The organism is Mesorhizobium sp. M0011, from assembly GCF_040324155.1.
Lineage (GTDB): Bacteria > Pseudomonadota > Alphaproteobacteria > Rhizobiales > Rhizobiaceae > Mesorhizobium.
Window position 1 is genome coordinate 59,859 of record NZ_JAMYVQ010000011.1, and the last position, 19,961, is coordinate 79,819.

The following is a 19,961-nucleotide window of genomic DNA, read 5'->3' on the forward strand; positions in this document are numbered from 1 at the left end:
TCAGCCTTTCGTCACGATGAGAATGTTCAGGAAGTCGTCGACGGTGGCGCTCATTCCCGGCGGAACCACGGTGGTGGAATCGAACTGTTCGACGATGGCGGGTCCCGCAAAGGCAGCGCCGGCGCTGAGTTGGTCGCGTTCATAGACAGCCGCATCATGAGATACGCCGTCGAACCAGACGCCGCGGCGGCCGACCGGCTGTGGCTTGTGCGGCAAGACTTCATGCCGCGGCATCTCGGCTTTCGGTACGATGCCGATCGCCTTGACCGCGATGCGGAAGATCGACACCGGCGCCTCTTCGCGGCGGTAGTTGAACTCGCGTTCGTGCTCGTTGTGGAATGCCTCTATCAGCGAGCAGATGCTCTCGATCCGCGCCGGGGCTGACACCGCGAGCGAGCGCCACTGGCCCTGGTACATCATCTCGACCGTACGCTGCAGCGCCATGTCTTCGCGCGCCACGCCCTCATGGGTCAGGCGCTCAACCGCCTGTTCTTCCATCAGAACAAAGGCCGTCTGCATCTCGGCGGGCGAGACCGTCGAAGCATCGGCCATGAAGCTTTCGGAGAAATCATGCTGCACGTCGACGAGAAGGCAACCGAGCGCGGAGGTGACGCCAGGATTGGGCGGCACGATCACGGTTGGAATCGAAAGCTCCTTCGCCACGGCCGCTCCGTGCAAAGCGCCTGCACCGCCGAATGCGACGAGCGCAAAGTCTCGTGGGTCATAGCCCCGGCTGATGGAGAGAAGCCGGACGGCATTGCCCATATTGGCGTTGGCGACGGCGATGATCGCCTCAGCCGCCTGGTGGAGTTCCATGCCGAAGGGTTCCGCCACCGTCTCCTGAACCGCCTGGGCGGCCAGAGCGGGGTCGAGCGTGATCTTGCCGCCCGCAAGGCTGGTGCCGAGACGACCGAGCACGACATTGGCATCAGTGTTGGTGGCGGTGCGGTTGCCATTCTTGTAACAGGCCGGGCCCGGAAAGGCGCCGGCGGACTGCGGTCCGTTGCGCAAGCTGCCGCCCTCGTCCTGCCATGCCAACGAACCGCCGCCCGCGCCGATGGTCAGCACCTCGATGGAGGGGAAGCGGATCGGATATCCGAATTCGATGTACCAGTCTTTTGTGATGCGCGACTCCCCGTTCCATGCGAGCGAGACGTCGGTGCTGGTGCCGCCCATGTCGAAGCCGATCGAGTTCTGGAAGCCACAGAGATTTCCGATGAAGCGGCTTGCGATCGCACCGGCGGCGATGCCCGATCCTGCGAGCCGGGCTGAGAAATCCCTGACGCTTGCGGGTGTCATGACCCCGCCACCGCTGTGCAGCAACAGGAGATCTCGCTTGTATCCGGCCGCGGCAAGCTTTTCTCCGAGACGCGACACGTAGTCGACGACGACCGGGGCGCAGACGGCGTTGGCCATGGTGGTGGAAAAACGCTCGTGCTCGAAGATTTCCGGCATCACCTCCGAGGAGATCGAAACCGGCAGATCCGGCATGGCCTCCTTCAGAATCTCACGCATACGGCGCTCATTGGCGCCGTTGACATAGGAGTTCATGAAGCAGACGGCGATGGACTTGACCTGCCGTTTGACGAGAATTTCCGCGACGCGGTGAGCGGCCTCTTCGTCCAGTGCTTCCAGGATCGTGCCCTCGGCACTGACCCGTTCCCGGACTGTCAGCCGGTCGCGGCGCGGGATATAGGGCTTGGCGACATCCTTGTAGGTGTCCCAGAGGTCTTCCTTGTTGGCGCGGCGGATCTCGACAACATCACGGAAACCCTCGGTGCAGACCATTGCGGTGCGTGGCAGGCGGCGGGTGATCAGCGCATTGGTGGCGACCGTCGTACCATGAGAGAACAGCGTCACCTCCGAAAGATCGATGCGGCCCTGCTCCACGCCATTCATGATCGCCTGCATGGGATCGTCAGGCGTGGAGGCGGTCTTCTCGATGCGGATCGCGCCGCTATCTTCGTCCATGATGCAGATGTCGGTGAAAGTCCCTCCGACATCGACGGCAACTCTTATTCTGCTCATGACAGTTCCTTCGCGGGATATTTGCGGGCAAGGCCCGGCTTTCGCCGCCCTTGCCGGGGCGACGTCGCAATAGATTATGGAATTGGCCCGGATTTCGCCGGGTCTAGTGCCGCTCTCTTGAGGTCGAAGCGCGGCCTGCCCGGTTAGCTGCTTCGCGACGGGTATCAGTCGGTGCGCAACCGAACCGCGTCCGATAGTGCTTGCAGAATTGAGACTGGTCGGCAAAGCCCCAGCGGTAAGCAATCTCGGCAACGCTGCTGATGTTGGTCACCGACATCAGTTCCTCGGAGCAAAGTTCAAGCCGGGCGTCGCGGATGAAGCCGTTGATCGACTGATTGCTGTCCTGAAAAAGAACCTGCAGGTAACGCAGGGAAATCCCGCAGGCATCGGCCACCGCCTGCGGGCCGAGGCCGGAATTCTTCAGATTGTCGCGAATATACTGCTCGGCACGATGCAAATGGCCGGCCCGGATCGACGAGATGCTGCTGTCCAGCACGCGATCGTCGCTCACGATCGACAGGCACAGCATTTCCAGGATGTGCCTGCCCATCATCTCACGAGCGACTTCAGTGATCTCATCGACATGGCCGATCGTGGTTCGCACCGTGTCAAGGAAGAGCGCGGCGACGCCTTGGGTTGCGTCGAAACTGAGCGCACTGAGCCGTTCGGCAGACCCGATCCGCGCCCGAACGCTCGACGACGGCACCTTCAGGACCCACAGCGCGTTTGGCTTACCGTGCCAGAATTCGTAAGGCGCATCTCCCCTCTCAACGAGGAAGCCCCCCGGACCGCAATTGACGGTCCTCGACCCTTGCGAGAAATTCACCTCCGACATCTCCGGGATGGTGATGAGCAGGCTGGCGTCACGTTCGTTGAGGAAGTGGCGGCGATGGCGGCGATAGCTTACGGCATCGCAGCGCATTTTAGACACGCTGACGAGCCCAAGCGAGAAGGTTTCCAGCGTGCCTGAAAATTCACGACGGTTCCGATACTCGGTGTCGAGCGGAAAATAGGCTTCGGTAACAGCGGCTTGCCAGGCATCACCGCCTGTGGGACCGCCGATCGTATCGACGACGTATTTCATTCCCCGACCTTTCTGGTTGGCCCCGGTTAGCCCGGTGTTTTTCTGAAGATTACAGGAATCCGCCGGCGCGTATTGGTCAAAAACGAATAAACTTATGTGGCCGTTTGGCCCAAGGGCCGGAGCTCGCGACGGTTTCAATTATCGTCACGGTCCTGGTGTGCAGTTGATCAAACCAGCCTTGGGCGCGCAAACCGCAAGCCAACTTGGAGCCATGCATTCTTCTCGCACACTCATTCAGGATAAGTTGGCCAGCGCCGGGATCGCCGCCATGTTCTGTGCCAGGCCGACGGTCACCGCCGCCTCGGCCAGTTCCTGCGCACCCTTCACCCCGAGGATCTTGAGCGCGATGTGGGCAGCGGACGCGTCTGGTGGCGCCGCCAACCAGACCGAGCGCCATCGGCATCTCGATCGTCCCCCGAGAAACCCTGTTTCGCCAAAAACGATCCGCTCGGCTCCTCGGTCGTTTTGGCCCATGAGCCCAACCCTTCCACGCGCCGAAGCAACGCGCCGGCCTAGTCGGCCGCCGGGATAATCCGCCAAATCTTGTTGCCCACATCATCCGCGATCAGCAATGCGCCAGTTCGGTCGATGGCGACGCCAACCGGACGGCCGAATGCCTTGTCATCGTTGCTCAGAAATCCGGTGAGCACGTCCTGTGGCGGCCCCGACGGCTTGCCGTCGGCAAACGGCACGAAGATCACCTTGTAGCCGCTTCGCGGCATGCGATTCCATGAACCATGCTGGCCGACAAAGGCGCCATTCTTCATGTGCGGGCCGAACAGGTCGGCGGTGTTGAAGGTGAGCCCAAGCGACCCGGTGTGCGCCCCGAGTGCGTAGTCGGGCACGATCGCCTTGCCGACGAGGTCCGGACGTGGTGGCTGCGCCCTGACATCGATGTGTTGGCCGAAATAGCTGTAGGGCCAGCCGTAGAAGGCGCCATCCCTGACCGATGTCATGTAGTCGGGAACGAGGTCGCTGCCGATCTCGTCACGCTCGTTGACGACCGCCCAGAGTTCCCCGCTTTCAGGGTTCCAGGAGAGGCCGTTCGGGTTGCGCAGACCCGACGCAAAGAGCCGCGTCTGCCGCGTCGCGAGGTCGATTTCGTGCACGGCGGCGCGGCCTTCTTCCTCCTCCATGCCGTTTTCGCCGACATTGGAGTTGGAGCCCACGGTGGCATAGAGCTTCGTTCCGTCCGGACTGGCAATGACGTCCTTGGTCCAATGGTGATTGCGGCCGGCCGGAAGGTCGACGATCTTCTCGGACGGAGCAGTGATCTCGGTGGTGCCGTCGCGATAGGGGAAAGTGACGACCGCGTCGGCATTGGCGACATAGAGCTTGCCGTCGAGCAGCGTCATGCCGAAGGGCGAGAAGAGGCTGCTGAGGAGGGCTGTCCTGGTCTCAGCCACGCCATCGCCGTTCTCGTCGCGTAACAGCGAGATACGGTTGGCGCTCCGCACCTCGGCGCCAGCCCGGCTCTGGAACAGGTTCATGAACCAGCCACGTATGGAAAAACCTTCGTCAGGTTTTGGCGGCGCGTTGCTTTCGGCGACCAGCACGTCGCCATTGGGCAGCACGTGCAGCCAGCGCGGATGGTCGAGGCCGCCAGCGAATTCGTTGACGGCGAAGCCTTGGGCGGCGACCGGCATCTTGCCTTGGGGCCAAGGGGTCGCCTCGGCAACGTGGACCGTGGGTATCCAGGTCGGATTGGGTTCGGCGAGCGTCGGGTTTGGACCGTAGGTCTGCTCGATCGGAACGGTGGCCTGTTCGCGCGAGAAGAAGAACAAGCTCGCCCCCGCGATTACGACGAAGGCGACAATAACGAGTAAAACGCCGAGAATTTTTCGCATCAGATATTCCCGAGATTGGGACAGTGACGTAACGCCATCAGGGCGTTCCGGTTGCGGCGGCACGCGACATTTGCGCGAAATAGGCGGCCAGTGCGGCAATATCTTCGTCCGAGAGGTTTTTAGCAGCGTTGCGCATCAGATGGGCGAAGCGCGTGCCGCTGCGCTTTTCCTCGCGGAAAAGCTCGAGCTGGGTCGCAATGTATTTGGCGGGCTGTCCGGACAGTTCCGGATAGATGGGGTTGCGGTCCGGACGACCGTGGCAACCCAGGCATGCCGGAACGTCGCGCTCCGGAATGCCGCGTCGCGCGATCTCATCGGCACGCGCGATCCGGGCACGGTCCGGTTGCGTCGACGTTGCAGGCGCAGGCAGCGCGGAAAAATGCCGCGCGAGATCGGCGAGGAGTGCAGGGTCGACAGCGGTGACAGAAATTCCCATGACACCGCTCTGGCGGTGGCCGGCAGCGTAGGCTCTCAAACTTTCAAGAAGATAGGTTTCGCGCTGAGAGGCCAAGACGGGCGTTGCGGGGCTCCGGCCGAGCCCATCCGTGCCGTGGCAGCGGGTACAGTCGGCGAGTGCGCGTTCGAGGCCTCGTGTTTGGCCAGTCGGCGGTTCGCTACTGCCATAAGCAAGGTCGCGCCACCGCGCCTGGTCCATCATCGGCAGTTCGCGCAGGAAGGCAACCATCGCCCAGACTTCATCGTCGCGCTGCTGCGTCGGCCAGGCCGGCATGCCGGTGAAGCGCACGCCGTGCTGGACGATGCGGAAGAGTTCGGCGTCCGTCCATTCGCCGACCTTACCGACAAGGTCCGGCGGCTGCGGCAGCATCGCAAGGACGGCGGGCGATCGCGGTTCGCCGGGCGCGCCGTGGCAGATGGCGCAGCCGCGCGCGAAATGGCCGGCAGCCGGCTGAATAGCGTAGCGCGGCAGCTCGTCCGGCACCTTGACCGTGAGTGCGTATGTCCGTACGGCCGAGCGCATGGCGAAGTGGAGGAACCACTCGGTCACCTTCCAGTGGCCGGTCGAGGCGCCAACGTTGAAGAAGCCGATCCAGGTCGCGAAAAGCACGGCGACCGGCAAAATCGCCAGGCCTATCGCCAAGTGTTTCCAGTTGACGTGCATCAGCCGGCCAGCCTCTCGGTTTTGCCGCCTAGGAGCCTGGCAAGCAGGAAGACGCCTCCAGCGAGGTAAGCGGCAGCGCCGATCATCAACATGATGATGCCGCCGAGCGCCTGGTCCTGTCCCGCCCCGAGCACGAGGCCGAAGCACGTCACATCGCCGAGGCCATAGAGCGGTCGCGAGGCGAGCGAGAGCAGCGCGCCAAGCAACGTCATGTGGATGGAGGTCAGGAGCAACGCGAAGGCGCCGGCAGCGTCCCTAGCCGGCGCATCGGAATTGCGCGGCGCCACGCACGTCAGCCACAGGAACAGTCCGGCGCCAAGGAAGGACACCTGCTCGATCATGGTGGCGATGGTCGATGTCTCGGCCCACTGGCGCGCAGCCGGCGCATGCCAGCCCCAGACGACAATCAGTTCGACGAGAGAGGCGATAAGGGGAGCGGCGGTGGCCACGGAGCGTATCGTCCTGGCAATACCGATCGCGATCAGCGGCGCCGCGATCGCGACGACGCCCATGTGGGCAAGCATGTGGGCCGCGAACGAGCCACGCCACGCATCGAGCAGCGGTCCCGCCCAGACCAGCGCGAGGGTGACGAAGCCCAGCAACAGGCTTGCCGTCCTCATGAGGAGCATCCGTCGATGAAGAGCAGCGGCAGCGCCACGTAGAGCACGGCGACGAAGCTCAGGCCGCAAAGCAGCAGCGTGGCAAACCCCTGGAAGAGGTTGCGGTCCGTCGCTGTGGGATCGTCGTGCGGCGGATCGTTCGTGCCGAAGCCCCACTGCCTCCAGGCGAGCCACCCGGACAAGACGATCATCGCGAGTGCCGCCAGCGTCATAGCCACTATGCCAGCCTGGACGACAGCGAAACCGAGGTCACCGCGCTTTGCACACCAGATTGCGGCCAGTGCGTAACAGGCGAGGAAATGTCCGGCCCAGATCACGGGCGCGGTGAAGAGCGTCCAGAGCGTTTCGACCTCTTTGGGAATGATGCGCATCACCGTCTCACATCGCTTCAGGGAAAAGACCGATGACGGCGAAGGTGATGACAGCGGTGATCGCCATAAAATGCCAGTAGAGCGCGACGTTGTGCAGTTCCATGTCGTGCTCCCGCGTCAGGCGACCGGCGAGGCTGCGCGCAAGGCAATAGAGCTGCATGACGGATCCGACCGCGGCATGAGCAAGCGCCCAGATGACGAGAATCCAGACGATCGCCGGATAGACATGCGCGGTCGGCTGCATGTCATGCTGCCAGGGTCCGGCAAAACCGGCTGCAGAGGCAGCAAGCGTCAGCAGAAACGCGGCAACAAGCGCAACGCGTGCGCCGTCGATCCACCCGCTTGCGTTCAGTCGGCGCGCACCAAGCATCGCGACCCATGCGGCGGCGAAGAGAGAGAGCGCGATCATCGGCCACCGCATACCGGGACCCGGCTGCCCCAGAGTGAAGTCGGGATGGATGGTCCAGTAGAAGAAATAGCCGAAGATGAGGCTGGCGAAGGCAGTTCCGTCGCCAACCATCGTAATGAACATCGCCCACCAGCCAACAGAATCCGGGCCGGAGGCATAGAGCGGCAAGCGCAGTCCAAGGCCGACATCCTTGGTCTTCTTTTCCGGGGTTTCGCCGGTGCCGGTCCAGAGCCACCACAAAATGGCAGAGAGCGTGCCGATGCCCGACAATAGGGCAAGGATCCAGAGTTCGAAGGTGAGCGCGACGAAGACGCCGCCGAGCAATGCGGCCGAGATTATTGTGATCGTGGTTGATGTCGCCACGCGCTGGCACTGCAGCGGATGGGCGTCGAGCACCGAGGTGATGAGCGTCTCGCGGCGATTCTCCTTGGCACTGCGAAGATAATAGGCGCCCTCATTGACCTTTTGCATCAGATCCGCCTGGTCCCAAAGCGGATACCGGCTCTCGATGATCGGAATGGATCGAACGCCCCAATTCTCCTCGGGCTCGTTCAGCCATTCGAGCGTGCCCGCCTTCCACGGATTCTGCTCGCTGCGAGGTTCGCGATGCTTCGGCCGTACAACATCGAAGACAACCACCAGCACCCCTGCCGCGAAAACATAGGCGCCGATCGTGGAGATGAGATTCAGCCAGTCCCAACCGATCCCCTCGGGGTAGGTGAAGACGCGGCGCGGCATCCCGCGCAGGCCGCTGAGATGCATCGGAAAGAAGGCGACGTTGAAGCCGGCAAACATCAGCCAGAAGGCGGTGCGCCCGAGACGGGGCGAGAGCATCCGCGCATTGATCAGCGGATAGTAATAGTAAACGCCGGCGACCAGCGGGAACAGCATTCCACCGATCAGCACGTAATGCAGATGTGCGACGATAAAATAGGTATCGTGCGCCTGCCAGTCGAACGGCACGAGCGCGACCATCACGCCGGTCAGCCCGCCGATGACGAAGATAGCGAGCCCGCCAGCGCCAAACAGCATCGGCACCGAGAAGATGACACGTCCGGCCAGCATGGTGGCGATGAAGACGAAGATCTGCACGCCGGTTGGAATCGCGACCGCTTCCGAGGCGGCCGAGAAGAATGCCAGCGAGATCTGCGGCAGGCCGGTCGCGAACATGTGGTGGACCCAGAGGCCGAACGATAGGAAGCCGGTGCCGACAGCGGCAAGCACGATCCAGGAATAGCCGACGATCGGACGTTGCGAAAAGGTTGGCACGATCATCGCCATCAGCGCGATGGCGGGCAAGAAGATGATGTAGACCTCGGGGTGCCCGAAGATCCAGAACAGGTGCTGCCACAGCAGTGGGTCGCCGCCCCGCGTCGGGTCGAAGAACGGCCAGTCGAACATGCGCTGCATCTCAAACAAGATGTCGCCGGCGATCAGCGGCGGAAAAGCGAATAGGATCATGCCCGCGACGATCAGCAGGTACCAGGCGAACAGTGGCATTAGGTTGATGCGCATGCCCGGCGCGCGGCACTTCATGATGCCGACGATCAGTTCGACCGCCGCAGCAATGGAGGCGACTTCGATAAAGGAGAGGCCCAGCAGCCAGATGTCGGCACCAATGCCGGAATATGCCTTGTCAGTGGCAAGAGGCGGATACATGAACCAGCCTGAAGAGGGAGCGGCGTCGAAGAAGATCGAACCGCAAACGAAGACACCGCCGATCAGAAAGCTCCAGAAGCCGAAGGCGCCGAGACGGGGAAATGGCAGTTCACGCGCACCGAGCATTGGCGGCAGCAGAAAGATGGCGACGGCCTCGAAGATGGGCACGGCAAACAGGAACATCATCACGGTGCCGTGCAGCGTGAAGGCCTGGTTATAGAAGTCGGCAGAGAGGAAATTGTTTCCCGGAACCGCGAGTTGCGTGCGCACAAGAAGCGCCAGCACGCCGCCAAACAGCATGAAGGCAAAGGCCGCACCCCCGTACCAGAGGCCAACCTGCGTATTGTTGACCGAAGTCCAGTAACGCCAGCCGATCGGCGTCTTCCAGACGAGGCGCAGCTGTTCTTCCTCGATCTTCTCTGCGGAGGGCAAGGCGTTTCGCTTGATGCGGGCTTTGAGGGTTGTCATTCGAGCCCCTTCAGCCAGGAGGCGATTTCGGCGATGTCCTGTTGGGGCAACATGTTGAAGTCGGGCATCTTCGAACCCGGCTTGATCAAATGCGGATGGGCGATGAAGCTACGAACGGCCTCATCGTCGGTGGGCAAAACGCCGGCACCAATCGTTCCCCGCGAACCCATATGCGAGAGATCCGGGCCGACACCACCCTCAGCTTGTGTGCCCGCAACGCGGTGGCACGCGCCGCAGCCGTTGCGAAGGAATATGTCGCGTCCGGGCAAGGATGCGCCGGGCGAAGGGTTCGCCCGCACAGCCAGCCATTCCCGGAAGGCAGCGGGCTGCATGGCGACGGCCGTGAAGGTCATCAGCGCGTGCGAGGTCCCGCAATATTCCGCGCAAGGGCCGCGGTAGGTGCCAGGTTTGGTAGCCAGCAACGAGAGCCGATTCACGCGACCCGGGATCATGTCCATCTTGCCACCGAGCGCGGGAATCCAGAAGGAATGGATGACGTCGGTGCTTTTCAGCAAGAACTCGACGCGCTCGCCAACCGGCAGCCTGATCTCGTTGGCGGAAAGAATAGGAACTCCGCCGTCAGCCGGGTGGTAGGCGACCCGCCACCAGAATTGCTCACCGGTCACTTCGATCCTGAGACCATTGGCTTCGCCGGCTCGTGCGAAAGGTCTCAGTCCAGGCATCAACCAAAGCGCATAGCCTAGCAAGAGAAAGAGGAGTAGCGAAGGAATGGCTGCCCCGCCCCAGAAAATTAGCCGGCTTGCAATACGCTCGTCTATGGGAGTGCGCTCATGACGCGTCGCGTGGACCAGAAGACCGATGACCGTCAGCCAGATAAAACCGCCAGCAATGGCCATGAGCCAGAAAAGGTCAGCGATCTGGCGCGCTTCCTCTCCAGCCGGATCAAGCGCCGACTGGGCTCCCGAGCAGCTGGAACAGGTTCCCAAGCATAACCACAGCGCGAGCCAGCGCACCGCAGCGAGTTTCGTAATTCGGGCGCTTTTGCTTGGAACTGTTGACGAATCTATCCCTCCAATCGATGCCCTTGCTCACAAACGCGCCCGCAACCGAGTGGTTGCGCCAAAACTTCAGTTTAGCGGCAACGGCCAGTGCTCATGCAATCTATGCGCCGGCTTCGTCATTTGTCGCGCCGGTAGGCTTCGCCGAGCCGGCCGTCGATCTCGAACATCTCGATCCGGAACCCGCGCCTCCGGCGCGGTTGCAACGCCAGTCCTGTAAATGTCCGCAACGCCAAGGGGGCGGCTCAGCCATCCTCCCTGGCGACCAGTAGAAAAGGTTCGCGCTCCGGCGTCGTCACCGAAAAGCCCGAAGGGCCCACCGCGCTGAAAAAGCGATGGAACATGTCGATGAAGACACGCACGAAGAGTGGCTTTGCCGAACCGTACATGTCGGCGACGATCAGCGTCGGTGGCGGCAGTTCATCGAGGATTGGTCTTCGAACGATCTCCTCGCCATCGGCGGTGGCGCGGCCGATCGGCCGCATGTTGAGGACGGCCATGCCGAAGCCGGAGGCGACGGCCGAGCGCACCGTTTCGTAAGAGCGCGTGCGAAAGCGCACCTCCGGCCGTTTCGCCAGCACGTCGAACAGGGTCAGGAGATAGGTCGCCGTGTGCGGCAGGTCGAGCAGCACCAGCGGACGTGCCGCCAGTTCCGCCAGCCAGATGCCGTCGCGCGCGGCAAGGGGATCGTCTGCATTGAGCACGGCATGCGCCGGTACCTTGCAGATGCGGATGACGCTGTCGATACCGATTGGACCGATATCGTAGAGAATGGCCAGATCGATCTGGCCGGCGACAAGCCGTTCCTGCAACTGGACCTGGTCGGCCTCGACAAGGTCGATCTCGACATCGCCGACGCTGTCGAGATAGCTGCGCAGCATCTCCGGCATGAACAGCGCGCCGAACGGCTCGAAGCAGCCGATGCGCAGGACCTTCGGCACGCGCCCGTTGAGGTCTCCGATCGACCGGTTGAACTCCGTTTCCGCCGCCAGCATGATGCGGGCGGCGGCGACGAAGCGTTGGCCGGCCGGCGTGATGGAGACGCCGCGCGCCGGCCGCCTGTCGAAAATGCGCGCCCCCATCCCGGCCTCGGCCAGAGTGATCGCCCCGAGGATGGAGGATTGCGAGATGTAGAGCGATCTGGAGGCCGCCAGCACGCTGCCAAGGCGGGCGACTTCGCAGACATAGCGCAACTGCCGAATGGTCAGATTCATGGCTCTTTGTTACATTAAATAGCGAATGTTCCCCACAACAATACATTTTATGGTGATGAAAAAACCCGCCAGATTGCCCGGGCTGACAAGGCTGCCGCAAGAGCGGCCATGAAGTGAGGGGTTCGAACTGCATGCCGAATGGGCTGTCTCCCATTGCCGACGCCGATGTTCTGTGCCGCCTGGCTGCTGCGGAGCTTAGCGCCGCCTACCGCGCTGGATCGCTGTCGCCCGTCGAGGTAACGCTGGCGGCGCTGGATCGCGCCGAAGCGATCAATCCGCTTTTCAATGCTTTCACCATGATCGACCGCAAGGGTGCGATCGAGGCCGCAGGTGCTTCCGAGAAACGCTGGCGGGCAGGCGAGCCGCTGTCGGAAGCCGACGGCATACCGACGACGCTGAAGGACATCGTCTGGGTCGAGGGCTGGAGCGTGCGTTACGGCAGCAGGACGACGACTTCCGCCGCCTATGACAAGGATGCCCCCGCCGTTGCCCTGCTGCGCAGAGCCGGCGCCGTCTTCATCGGACAGACGACGACGCCCGAATTCGGCTGGAAGGCGATTACCGACAGCGGCCTCTGCGGCATCACGCGCAATCCCTGGAATGCGCAAAAGACCCCCGGCGGTTCCTCCGGCGGAGCGGCGGTGGCCGCCGCCACCGGCGCCGGCGTCTTCCATCTCGGTACCGATGGCGGGGGCTCGATCCGCATTCCGGCCTCGTTCACCGGCATCGCCGGATTGAAGCCGACCTTCGGCCGCGTGCCCGCCTATCCGTCCAGCGCGTTCGGAACCGTCGCCCATATCGGACCGATGGCGCGGACAGCACTCGATCTTTCCGTCATGGCCGGCGCCATGTCCGGCCGCGATATCAGCGACTGGCAGCAAGGCGTGGGAACGCTGGCGCCGCTTGGCCGGATCGAAGAAGTTTTGCGGGGCGCCCGGATCGGCTACTGGTCGAAGCCGCCTTCAGGAGCGCTGGATTCCGGGATCGCCGCCGTCGTCTCCCACGCCTTGACGTGTTTCGACGCCTTCGGCGCGACGGTCGAGCCGATTGACCTTCCCGGTGGCGATCTCCTCGATTTGTTCCAGCATCATTGGTTCACCGGCGCCGCGGCGCGGCTGGCGCTGGTTCCGCCGAGCGAACGGGCGGGCATCGATCCGGGCTTCCTGGAGATCGCGCAGGCTGGGGCGGCGTTCGACGTCCATACGCTCGTCGCCGCACAGTTGGAGCGCGCCGAATTCGGCGCCGCCATGGACCGGCTGCTAGACGACTATGATTTCATCGTTTCGCCGGGGACATCGATTCCAGCCTTCGACGTTGGCCTTGAAGTGCCTCTGGGCAGCGGCCTCTCGCGATGGATCGAATGGGCGGCGTTCAGCTACCCGATCAATCTCAGCCAGCAACCGGCCTGCGTCATTCCTTGCGGCATGACCGAGGCGGGCCTGCCCGTCGGCTTCCAGATCATCGGCGCGCGCGGCGACGATGCCCGCGTGCTTTCGGCGGCAGCCGACCTGGAAGCCGCTTTCGTGCCCATGACCCACGCGTTTCGCCAGAAAGATCTGGTGTGAAAGATTTCGCATGAAGAAAAGACTCTAACCAACGCCAAAAGGGGAACTTTGCCATGATGAACAGACGTGCAATGCTGCAGGGCGTGGTCGGCGCGGGTGCGGCCGGTGCCGCGCTTCTTGCCGATATGAACACTGCGGCGATCGCCCAGGACACCAAGCCCATTCCGGTCGGCTCGGCCCTGCCGATGTCCGGCATCGCCGCCGCCGACGGCATCGAGTTCAAGAACGGTCTCGAACTTGCCGCCGAGGAGATCAATGCGGCGGGCGGCATTCTCGGCCGGCCTGTCGAGATCCACATCGAAGACACCAAGGAAATGGGCGCCGACCTCGTCAGCCAGTCGATGCAGCGCCTGATCGACCGCTTCGAGGCGCCGGTCATCATCAATGGCTATAATCTCGGCACCAACATGATCGAGATGGACGTCGCCGCCGACAACGACGTCATCATGATGCACTACAACACGCTGATTTCGCACAATGAGAAGTTCAAGACCGACCCTGCCCGCTATTACAGCTCCTTCCAGGGCGATCCGCCGGAGTTCTGGTATGGACCGGGCTGCCTGAACTTCCTCAAGACGCTTGCCGCGGACGGCAAATGGAAGGCGCCCAACAAGAAGATCGCCATCATCCCGTCTGCCAACGAATATTCGATCGTCATCGCCAACGCGATCCGCGACAAGGCCGCCGAATATGGCTTCGAGGTCAGCCTGTTCGAGACCGTTCCGTTCCCGACCAACCAGTGGGGACCGACGCTGGCGAAACTCCGCCAGGACCCGCCGGCGGCGATCCTGGTCACGCACTTCCTGCCGCAGGACCTGGCGCAGTTCATGGTCCAATTCCTCGCCGAGCCGATCAACAGCCTGATCTACATGCAGTACGGACCATCGCTGCCGGCTTTCCGCGAGATCGGCGGCGAGGCGGTCAACGGCGTCGTCTATTCGACGGTGATCGGCTGCCTGCCGGACGACTTCTCCAAGCCGTTCCGCGAGAGCTACCGGGCCAAATTCGGTCCGAACTCGGCCTACATCACGGGATCGCAGACCTATGACGGCCTGTGGATGTGGGCGCTTGCCGCGGCAATCGCCGGTGGTCCAGGCGAACCGATGGACAAGGCGCAGACCACCAAGGTGGCCAATGCGATGAAGCGCCTGGTCTATCGCGGGGTCAACGGCACCTACCGGGCCGATCCGGCCGGCCAATCGGCCTTCTGCTATCCGACGCAGGTGGCCGATCCGTCGCTTGGCATGCCGCACCAGTTCCTGCAGCATCAGGATTACAAAACCGATCCGAAGCTGATCGCGCCGGCGCTCTATGCCACGGACAGCTTCATCCTGCCGCCATGGATCAAGTGACCGGACGCGGAAATGAAACCAACGACACCGGCCGGGCCCTTTGCCCGACCGGCTCCATTGGGTGAGAAATATGACTGAGGCCGCCGGTCCGATGCTGGTTTGTGACAGTGTGGTCAAACGGTTCGGCTCGCTGGCCGCCGTCGACGGCGTGTCGATGGTGGTCAATGCGGGCGAGATCGTTGGCATTGGTGGGCCAAACGGCGCCGGCAAGACGACCTTCTTCGACGTGGTGACAGGGATCACGCCGGCCAGTGGCGGCCGGGTGCATTTCGGCGACACCGACATTTCGGCGCTTCCGGCCGACCGCATCTGCCAACTCGGCATGGCCCGCACTTTCCAGCTCAATGCCGCCTTCGACAGCTTGACCGTTCGCGAAAACATCGAGATCGCCGCCTATTTCGGCCGGCAGCGGCGAAGGCTGGCCGGCTTCCGCCTCGGCGAGGATGTCCGGCAGGCAACGATCGAAGCGCTGGACTTCGTCGGGCTTGCGGCCAAGGCCGACGAGACCGTGGCGCGGCTGCCGGTGCTCGACCGCAAGCTGCTGATGATTGCCGGCGCCATCGCCACCCGGCCGAAAATGCTCTTCCTCGACGAGCCGGTGGGCGGGCTCAACGTCGCCGAGATCGACCAGATCATGGCGATGGTGCTGAAACTGCGCGACCAGGGACTGACCATCGTCCTGATCGAGCACGTCATGCGCTTTCTCCTGGCGCTCTCCAGCCGCGTGATCATCATGCACCATGGCAAGGTGATATTTGAAGGCCGGCCGGACAAGGTCGCCGAGGACCAGACCGTTGTCGAAACCTATCTCGGCCAGGGCACGCAGAAACGGCTGAAGAAATTCTTCGATGAGCAAGCCGCCATGACGAATCCGGCGGTGGGGGGAACGCCATGACGGGCGCAGCCGCAAAACCACCTGTCCTGCAACTCGACGGCATCGTCTGCGGCTATGACGGACTCGACGTGCTCAAGGGCATTTCGCTGACCGTTCATGCCGGTGAATTCATCACCGTCGTCGGCCCGAACGGCCATGGCAAGTCGACATTGCTCAAGACCATTTCCGGCCTGGTGCCGCTGCGCGGCGGTCAGATCAGCATCGACGGCCGGCGCCTGTCCGGCAAGCCGCATGAGACGGCGATGCTGGGCGTCGCCCACGTGCCGCAGGGCGATATGCTGTTCGCGCAGATGAGCGTGCTCGAAAACCTTTTGATGGGCGGTTATCTCGCGCCGGACAAGGCCGAGATCGCGCGTCGGTTGGACGAGGTCTACGCGCTTCTGCCGAAGCTTGCCGACCGTCGCAACCAGATCGCCTCGAGCCTATCGGGCGGCGAACGGCGCATGGTCGGCATAGGCCGCGGCCTGATGATGGGCGGGCGCATCCTTTTGATCGACGAGCCGTCGCTTGGCCTCGCGCCACTGATCATCGATCAGGTCTACGACGTCATTTCGCAACTGAGCAAGGCTGGGCGCACGATCCTGCTGGTGGAGGAGAACCCGGCCCGGGTCGAGGACCTCGCCGACCGCCTGCATCTGCTCGACGACGGCGCCATCGTCTGGTCAGGCAAGCCCGCCGAACTGATGGCGCGCGACGAACTCCTCGCAACCTACCTCGGAGGCTGACGCCATGACCGACGTTCTCATGGCCATTCTCGTCGCCGGCTTCACCTCGGGCGCGCTCTATGCGCTGGCGACGGTCGGGCTGTCGCTGGTCTGGGGTTCGATGGGCATGCTCAACATGGCCCATGCGGCGATGCTGACGCTTGGCGGCTACGTCGCCTTCACGGTGATCACCTCGCTCGGCCTGCCGGTCGCGATCGGTTTCGCCGGTGCCATCGTCGCGGGTGCTTTGGCCGGCGCCATCCTCTATTTCGCGATCGTTCGCAATCTCCTGCAGAATGACAAATCGACATTCGAAGCCAACGTCATGATCGCCACGGTCGGCATCGGCATCGCCCTCGAGAATGCCATCCTCCTGACCTATGGCGGGCAGCCGCTGAAGCAGCCGGTTTCGATCGCCGGTGCCTTACGCCTGGGACCGCTGACGCTGCCCTGGCAGAACCTTCTGATCATCGCGGTGGTGGTCGTGATGATGGTGGTCGTCTCGGCGGCGCTCGGCCGCACGCGGATGGGCCGTGCGATCCGGGCGACGGCGCAGAACCGCGACGCGGCGCAGCTCATGGGCGTCGCCGTCAACCGCGTCTACCTGCAGGTGCTGATGCTGTCGGGCGCGCTCGCCGGCATCTGCGGCGTCATGGTCTCGTCGATGACGCAATTGTCGCCGCCACTCGGCAACGACCCGATGCTGAAGGCCTTCATCATGTGCGTGGTCGCCGGTCTCGGCAATCTGCCGGGCGCCATCGCAGCAGCACTTGGGCTGGCGTTGCTCGAATCCTTCGTCCAGTACGCCTTGGGCGCCAGGTGGGGCTTTCCATCGCTGCTGTTCGTCGTCATTGCCGTGCTGATCTGGCGGCCGTCCGGCCTTTTCGGCCACGTCGAAATCCGGCGCATGTGAGGGGCATCATGACAGAGACACGTCCCATGTCCCGTTCCTCCATGTCTCGCTCGGGCAGGACTGATCTTGCCATCAGCCTCATGCTGATCGCGGCGGCGATCGCGCTGCCGTTCCTGGTCGACAGCCGCTACATCCTTGGCCAGATCGTGCTGGCGCTGTTCTATGCGACGATCGCCTCGCAGTGGAACCTCCTGTTCGGCTTCTCGGGCATCTTCTCGCTAGCGCAAATGGCGATCTTTGCGTTCGGCGGCTATGCGACGGCGATGCTCTGCTTCTATTTCGGCTGGAACGTCTGGGCAGCACTTGTGCCTGGCGCGCTGGGCGCCGTGCTGTTCTCGCTGGTCGTCGGCCTCGCCTGCCTTCGCCTGACCGGCGTCTATGTGGCGCTGCTGACGCTGGCGATCGCCCAGACGATGTATCTGCTGATCGTCACCGACACCGAATGTTTCGTCATGGTCGGCTCCGTCTGCCGCCAGTTCACCGGCGGCGCCGTCGGCTTTGCCCGCTTCGGCGACCTCGGCACCAGGGCCTTGCTCCGGGCGCAGTGGCTGGTCGGCAATTACGCCATCATCGCGGTGCTGTTCGCGCTCACCATGGTCTTCACCTACGCGATCGTCAAAAGCCCTATCGGCCTTGCCTTCCGGGCGCTGAAGGACAATCCGGGCTATGCGGTGGCCCGCGGCGTCAACCGCTTCCAGGCGCAGCTTCTGGTGTTCGGCATCTCCGCCTTCTTCACCGGGCTGGCCGGCGGTTTCTATGCCGCGCATTTCCAGGCGATCGGCCCCGGTGTGCTGTCGATGTCGCAACTTATGTTCATCATCGCCATCGTCGTGGTCGGCGGCGTCGGCACGTTCTGGGGACCGCTGGTCGGGACGGTGGTGCTGGTGCTGGCTGACGAATTGATGCGAGAGAGCGGCGAGTTCCGCACGCTCGGGCTCGGCCTGATCATCGCCCTGTCGGTGGTGTTGATGCCCAAGGGGCTGGTCGGCCGTTTTGGTGATCTCATCGACTGGCTCGGGCGCCGTCGCGCCAGCCCCGACAGCAAGCCGGCAGCAAGCAGCATTGTGCAAAGCCCGACCCCGGCCGGAAAGTGAGAGACTGACGATGTTCGATACGATCATAGTGGGCGCCGGCTCGGCCGGCTGCGTGCTGGCAAACCGGCTCAGCGCCGATCCTGCCCGCAAGGTGCTGCTGCTCGAGGCCGGGCGCGAGGCGCCGCTCGCCTCGGACGTGCCGTCGGACTGGCCGACCATGTTCAACACGCAAGTCGACTGGAGCTACTACACCGAGCCGCAGGCCGGCTGCCGCGGCAGGCGGGTGTTCTGGCCGCGCGGCAAGATGATCGGCGGCTCCGGCGCGCTGAACGCCATGATCTATATTCGCGGCCTGCCGTCCGACTATGATGGCTGGGCGACGATGGGCTGCCCCGGCTGGGCGTGGGCTGACGTGCTGCCGGTGTTCAAGGCCAGTGAAAGCAATGCCGAACTCGGCAACGACCCGCTGCACGGCGCCGACGGGCCGCTGCATATCGGCAATGTCGGACATGTCGATCCCAACGAGCTTGCCTGGATCGAGGCCTGCAAGGCCGCAGGCTACAAGCAGAACCGCGATTTCAACGGCGTCGAGCAGGAAGGCGTCGGCCTGTTCCAGTTCACCATCAAGAATGGCGAACGCTGGGGCACCGGCAAGGCCTATCTGCGCCCGGCGCGGGAACGACCCAACCTGACCGTGAAAACCGGTGTGCTGGCGACGGGCCTGATCGTCGAGAAGGGCCGGGTCAAGGGCATCCGCTATCTCGTCAATGGCGAACCTGAGACCGCTTTCGCCGACAGCGAGGTGGTGCTGTCCTCGGGCTCGATCGGCAGTTGCCAGCTGATGCTGCTTTCGGGCATCGGGCCGGCCGACGAACTCGCCCAGGTCGGCGTTGCTCCCGTGCACGACCTCCCGGGCGTGGGCAAGGATCTGCAGGACCACATCAACATTCCGATCACCTTCTATACCAAGGACAAGATCGGCGTCGGCGCCTGGACCGACGAGACGCTGCAGCGCGACTTCGCGGAATGGCAGACATCGCGCAGCGGTCCGCGTTCCTCACCCTGGGTGGCGGCGGGCGGCTTCGTCAAGAGCCGGCCCGATATCGAGCCGGACCTGCAGCTTTACGGCGCCATCAGCCCGCATCGCGACTATGTTCGGTTCCTTTCGTCCAGACCCGGCATCACGCTGCACACCACGCTGCAGCGGCCAGACAGCCGCGGCGAGATTCGCCTGCGCTCGGCCAATCCAATCGAATATCCGGCGATCGACCCACGTTACTTCATCAGCGACGAGGATGGCTCGGACATCGCCACGCTGGTCGAAGGCATCCGCATCAGCCGGCGCATCGCGGCGCAGTCGCCGCTTGCCGAAATGCTCGTCGGCGAAATCACGCCGAGCGCCGAATGCGAGAGCGACGCCGAGATCGCCGACTATATACGCGGCCACTGCACGACGCTTTATCACCCGACCAGCACCTGCCGCATGGGTTCAGATGCGATGGCCGTCGTCGATCCCACGTCGATGAAGGTTCATGGGCTGGACGGGCTTTGCATCGCCGACGCCTCGGTCTTTCCGAAAATGGTGTCGGGCAACACCAACGCGCCGACGATCATGATCGCCGAACGCGCCGCGTCAATGATCCTGGCCGGCTAGGAAAC

General features: G+C 63.4%; 17 protein-coding genes. 7 read left to right on the plus strand and 10 right to left on the minus strand.

What is annotated here, in order from left to right; all coding sequences use genetic code 11:
- The 10 genes from NKK51_RS14755 to NKK51_RS14800 form a co-directional block, all read right to left on the minus strand.
- Positions 1-2,028: a hydantoinase/oxoprolinase family protein gene (locus NKK51_RS14755; protein WP_023808992.1), complete on the minus strand. Its 2,028-nt coding sequence runs from the start codon at positions 2,026-2,028 to the stop codon at positions 1-3.
- 103 nt (positions 2,029-2,131) lie between these two features.
- Positions 2,132-3,112 carry an AraC-like ligand-binding domain-containing protein gene (locus tag NKK51_RS14760; protein WP_023808993.1) on the minus strand — a complete coding sequence of 327 codons (981 nt, stop codon included), beginning with the start codon at positions 3,110-3,112 and terminating at the stop codon, positions 2,132-2,134.
- 234 nt (positions 3,113-3,346) lie between these two features.
- On the minus strand, positions 3,347-3,586 hold the full coding sequence (locus tag NKK51_RS14765; RefSeq protein WP_352553557.1) for a hypothetical protein: 240 nt from the start codon (positions 3,584-3,586) through the stop codon (positions 3,347-3,349).
- A gap of 38 nt (positions 3,587-3,624) precedes the next feature.
- Positions 3,625-4,959, minus strand: coding sequence for a PQQ-dependent sugar dehydrogenase (locus tag NKK51_RS14770; protein WP_352440680.1), 1,335 nt, complete (start codon positions 4,957-4,959; stop codon positions 3,625-3,627).
- A gap of 37 nt (positions 4,960-4,996) precedes the next feature.
- Complete coding sequence (locus NKK51_RS14775; protein ID WP_352553559.1) at positions 4,997-6,037, minus strand: c-type cytochrome; 1,041 nt, start codon at positions 6,035-6,037, stop codon at positions 4,997-4,999.
- Positions 6,038-6,078: 41 nt separating this feature from the next.
- Positions 6,079-6,699, minus strand: a complete 621-nt coding sequence (locus NKK51_RS14780; RefSeq protein WP_245486037.1) for a cytochrome c oxidase assembly protein — start codon at positions 6,697-6,699, stop codon at positions 6,079-6,081.
- On the minus strand, positions 6,696-7,070 hold the full coding sequence (locus NKK51_RS14785) for a hypothetical protein (RefSeq protein WP_127294296.1): 375 nt from the start codon (positions 7,068-7,070) through the stop codon (positions 6,696-6,698). Before NKK51_RS14785 ends, NKK51_RS14780 begins: the two co-directional genes overlap by 4 nt.
- A gap of 7 nt (positions 7,071-7,077) precedes the next feature.
- Positions 7,078-9,606, minus strand: a complete 2,529-nt coding sequence (gene ctaD / locus NKK51_RS14790) for a cytochrome c oxidase subunit I (RefSeq protein ID WP_352553560.1) — start codon at positions 9,604-9,606, stop codon at positions 7,078-7,080.
- Entirely contained in the window at positions 9,603-10,580 is a 978-nt protein-coding gene (gene coxB, locus NKK51_RS14795) for a cytochrome c oxidase subunit II (protein ID WP_281040870.1), read from the minus strand. Before coxB ends, ctaD begins: the two co-directional genes overlap by 4 nt.
- Positions 10,581-10,870: 290 nt before the next feature.
- A complete protein-coding gene (locus NKK51_RS14800; protein WP_352553562.1) occupies positions 10,871-11,839 on the minus strand; it encodes a LysR family transcriptional regulator in 969 nt (322 codons plus the stop codon).
- A 131-nt stretch (positions 11,840-11,970) separates the two neighbouring features.
- Here NKK51_RS14800 and NKK51_RS14805 point away from each other — a divergent pair, with 131 nt between their 5' ends.
- From NKK51_RS14805 to NKK51_RS14835, 7 genes are all read left to right on the plus strand, one after another.
- On the plus strand, positions 11,971-13,404 hold the full coding sequence (locus NKK51_RS14805; RefSeq protein ID WP_352553564.1) for an amidase: 1,434 nt from the start codon (positions 11,971-11,973) through the stop codon (positions 13,402-13,404).
- A 53-nt stretch (positions 13,405-13,457) separates the two neighbouring features.
- Entirely contained in the window at positions 13,458-14,756 is a 1,299-nt protein-coding gene (locus tag NKK51_RS14810; RefSeq protein WP_031212361.1) for an ABC transporter substrate-binding protein, read from the plus strand.
- 70 nt (positions 14,757-14,826) lie between these two features.
- Positions 14,827-15,651 carry an ABC transporter ATP-binding protein gene (locus tag NKK51_RS14815; RefSeq protein ID WP_352553566.1) on the plus strand — a complete coding sequence of 275 codons (825 nt, stop codon included), beginning with the start codon at positions 14,827-14,829 and terminating at the stop codon, positions 15,649-15,651.
- The gene (locus NKK51_RS14820; RefSeq protein WP_127294286.1) at positions 15,648-16,376 is read left to right on the plus strand and encodes an ABC transporter ATP-binding protein; all 729 of its coding nucleotides are present in this window, start codon (positions 15,648-15,650) and stop codon (positions 16,374-16,376) included. Before NKK51_RS14815 ends, NKK51_RS14820 begins: the two co-directional genes overlap by 4 nt.
- A gap of 4 nt (positions 16,377-16,380) precedes the next feature.
- Complete coding sequence (locus tag NKK51_RS14825; protein ID WP_352440685.1) at positions 16,381-17,268, plus strand: branched-chain amino acid ABC transporter permease; 888 nt, start codon at positions 16,381-16,383, stop codon at positions 17,266-17,268.
- Between the two features lie 26 nt (positions 17,269-17,294).
- The gene (locus NKK51_RS14830) at positions 17,295-18,362 is read left to right on the plus strand and encodes a branched-chain amino acid ABC transporter permease (RefSeq protein ID WP_352440686.1); all 1,068 of its coding nucleotides are present in this window, start codon (positions 17,295-17,297) and stop codon (positions 18,360-18,362) included.
- 10 nt (positions 18,363-18,372) lie between these two features.
- Positions 18,373-19,956, plus strand: coding sequence for a GMC family oxidoreductase (locus NKK51_RS14835; RefSeq protein ID WP_352553568.1), 1,584 nt, complete (start codon positions 18,373-18,375; stop codon positions 19,954-19,956).
- The last annotated feature ends 5 nt before the right edge of the window (positions 19,957-19,961 follow it).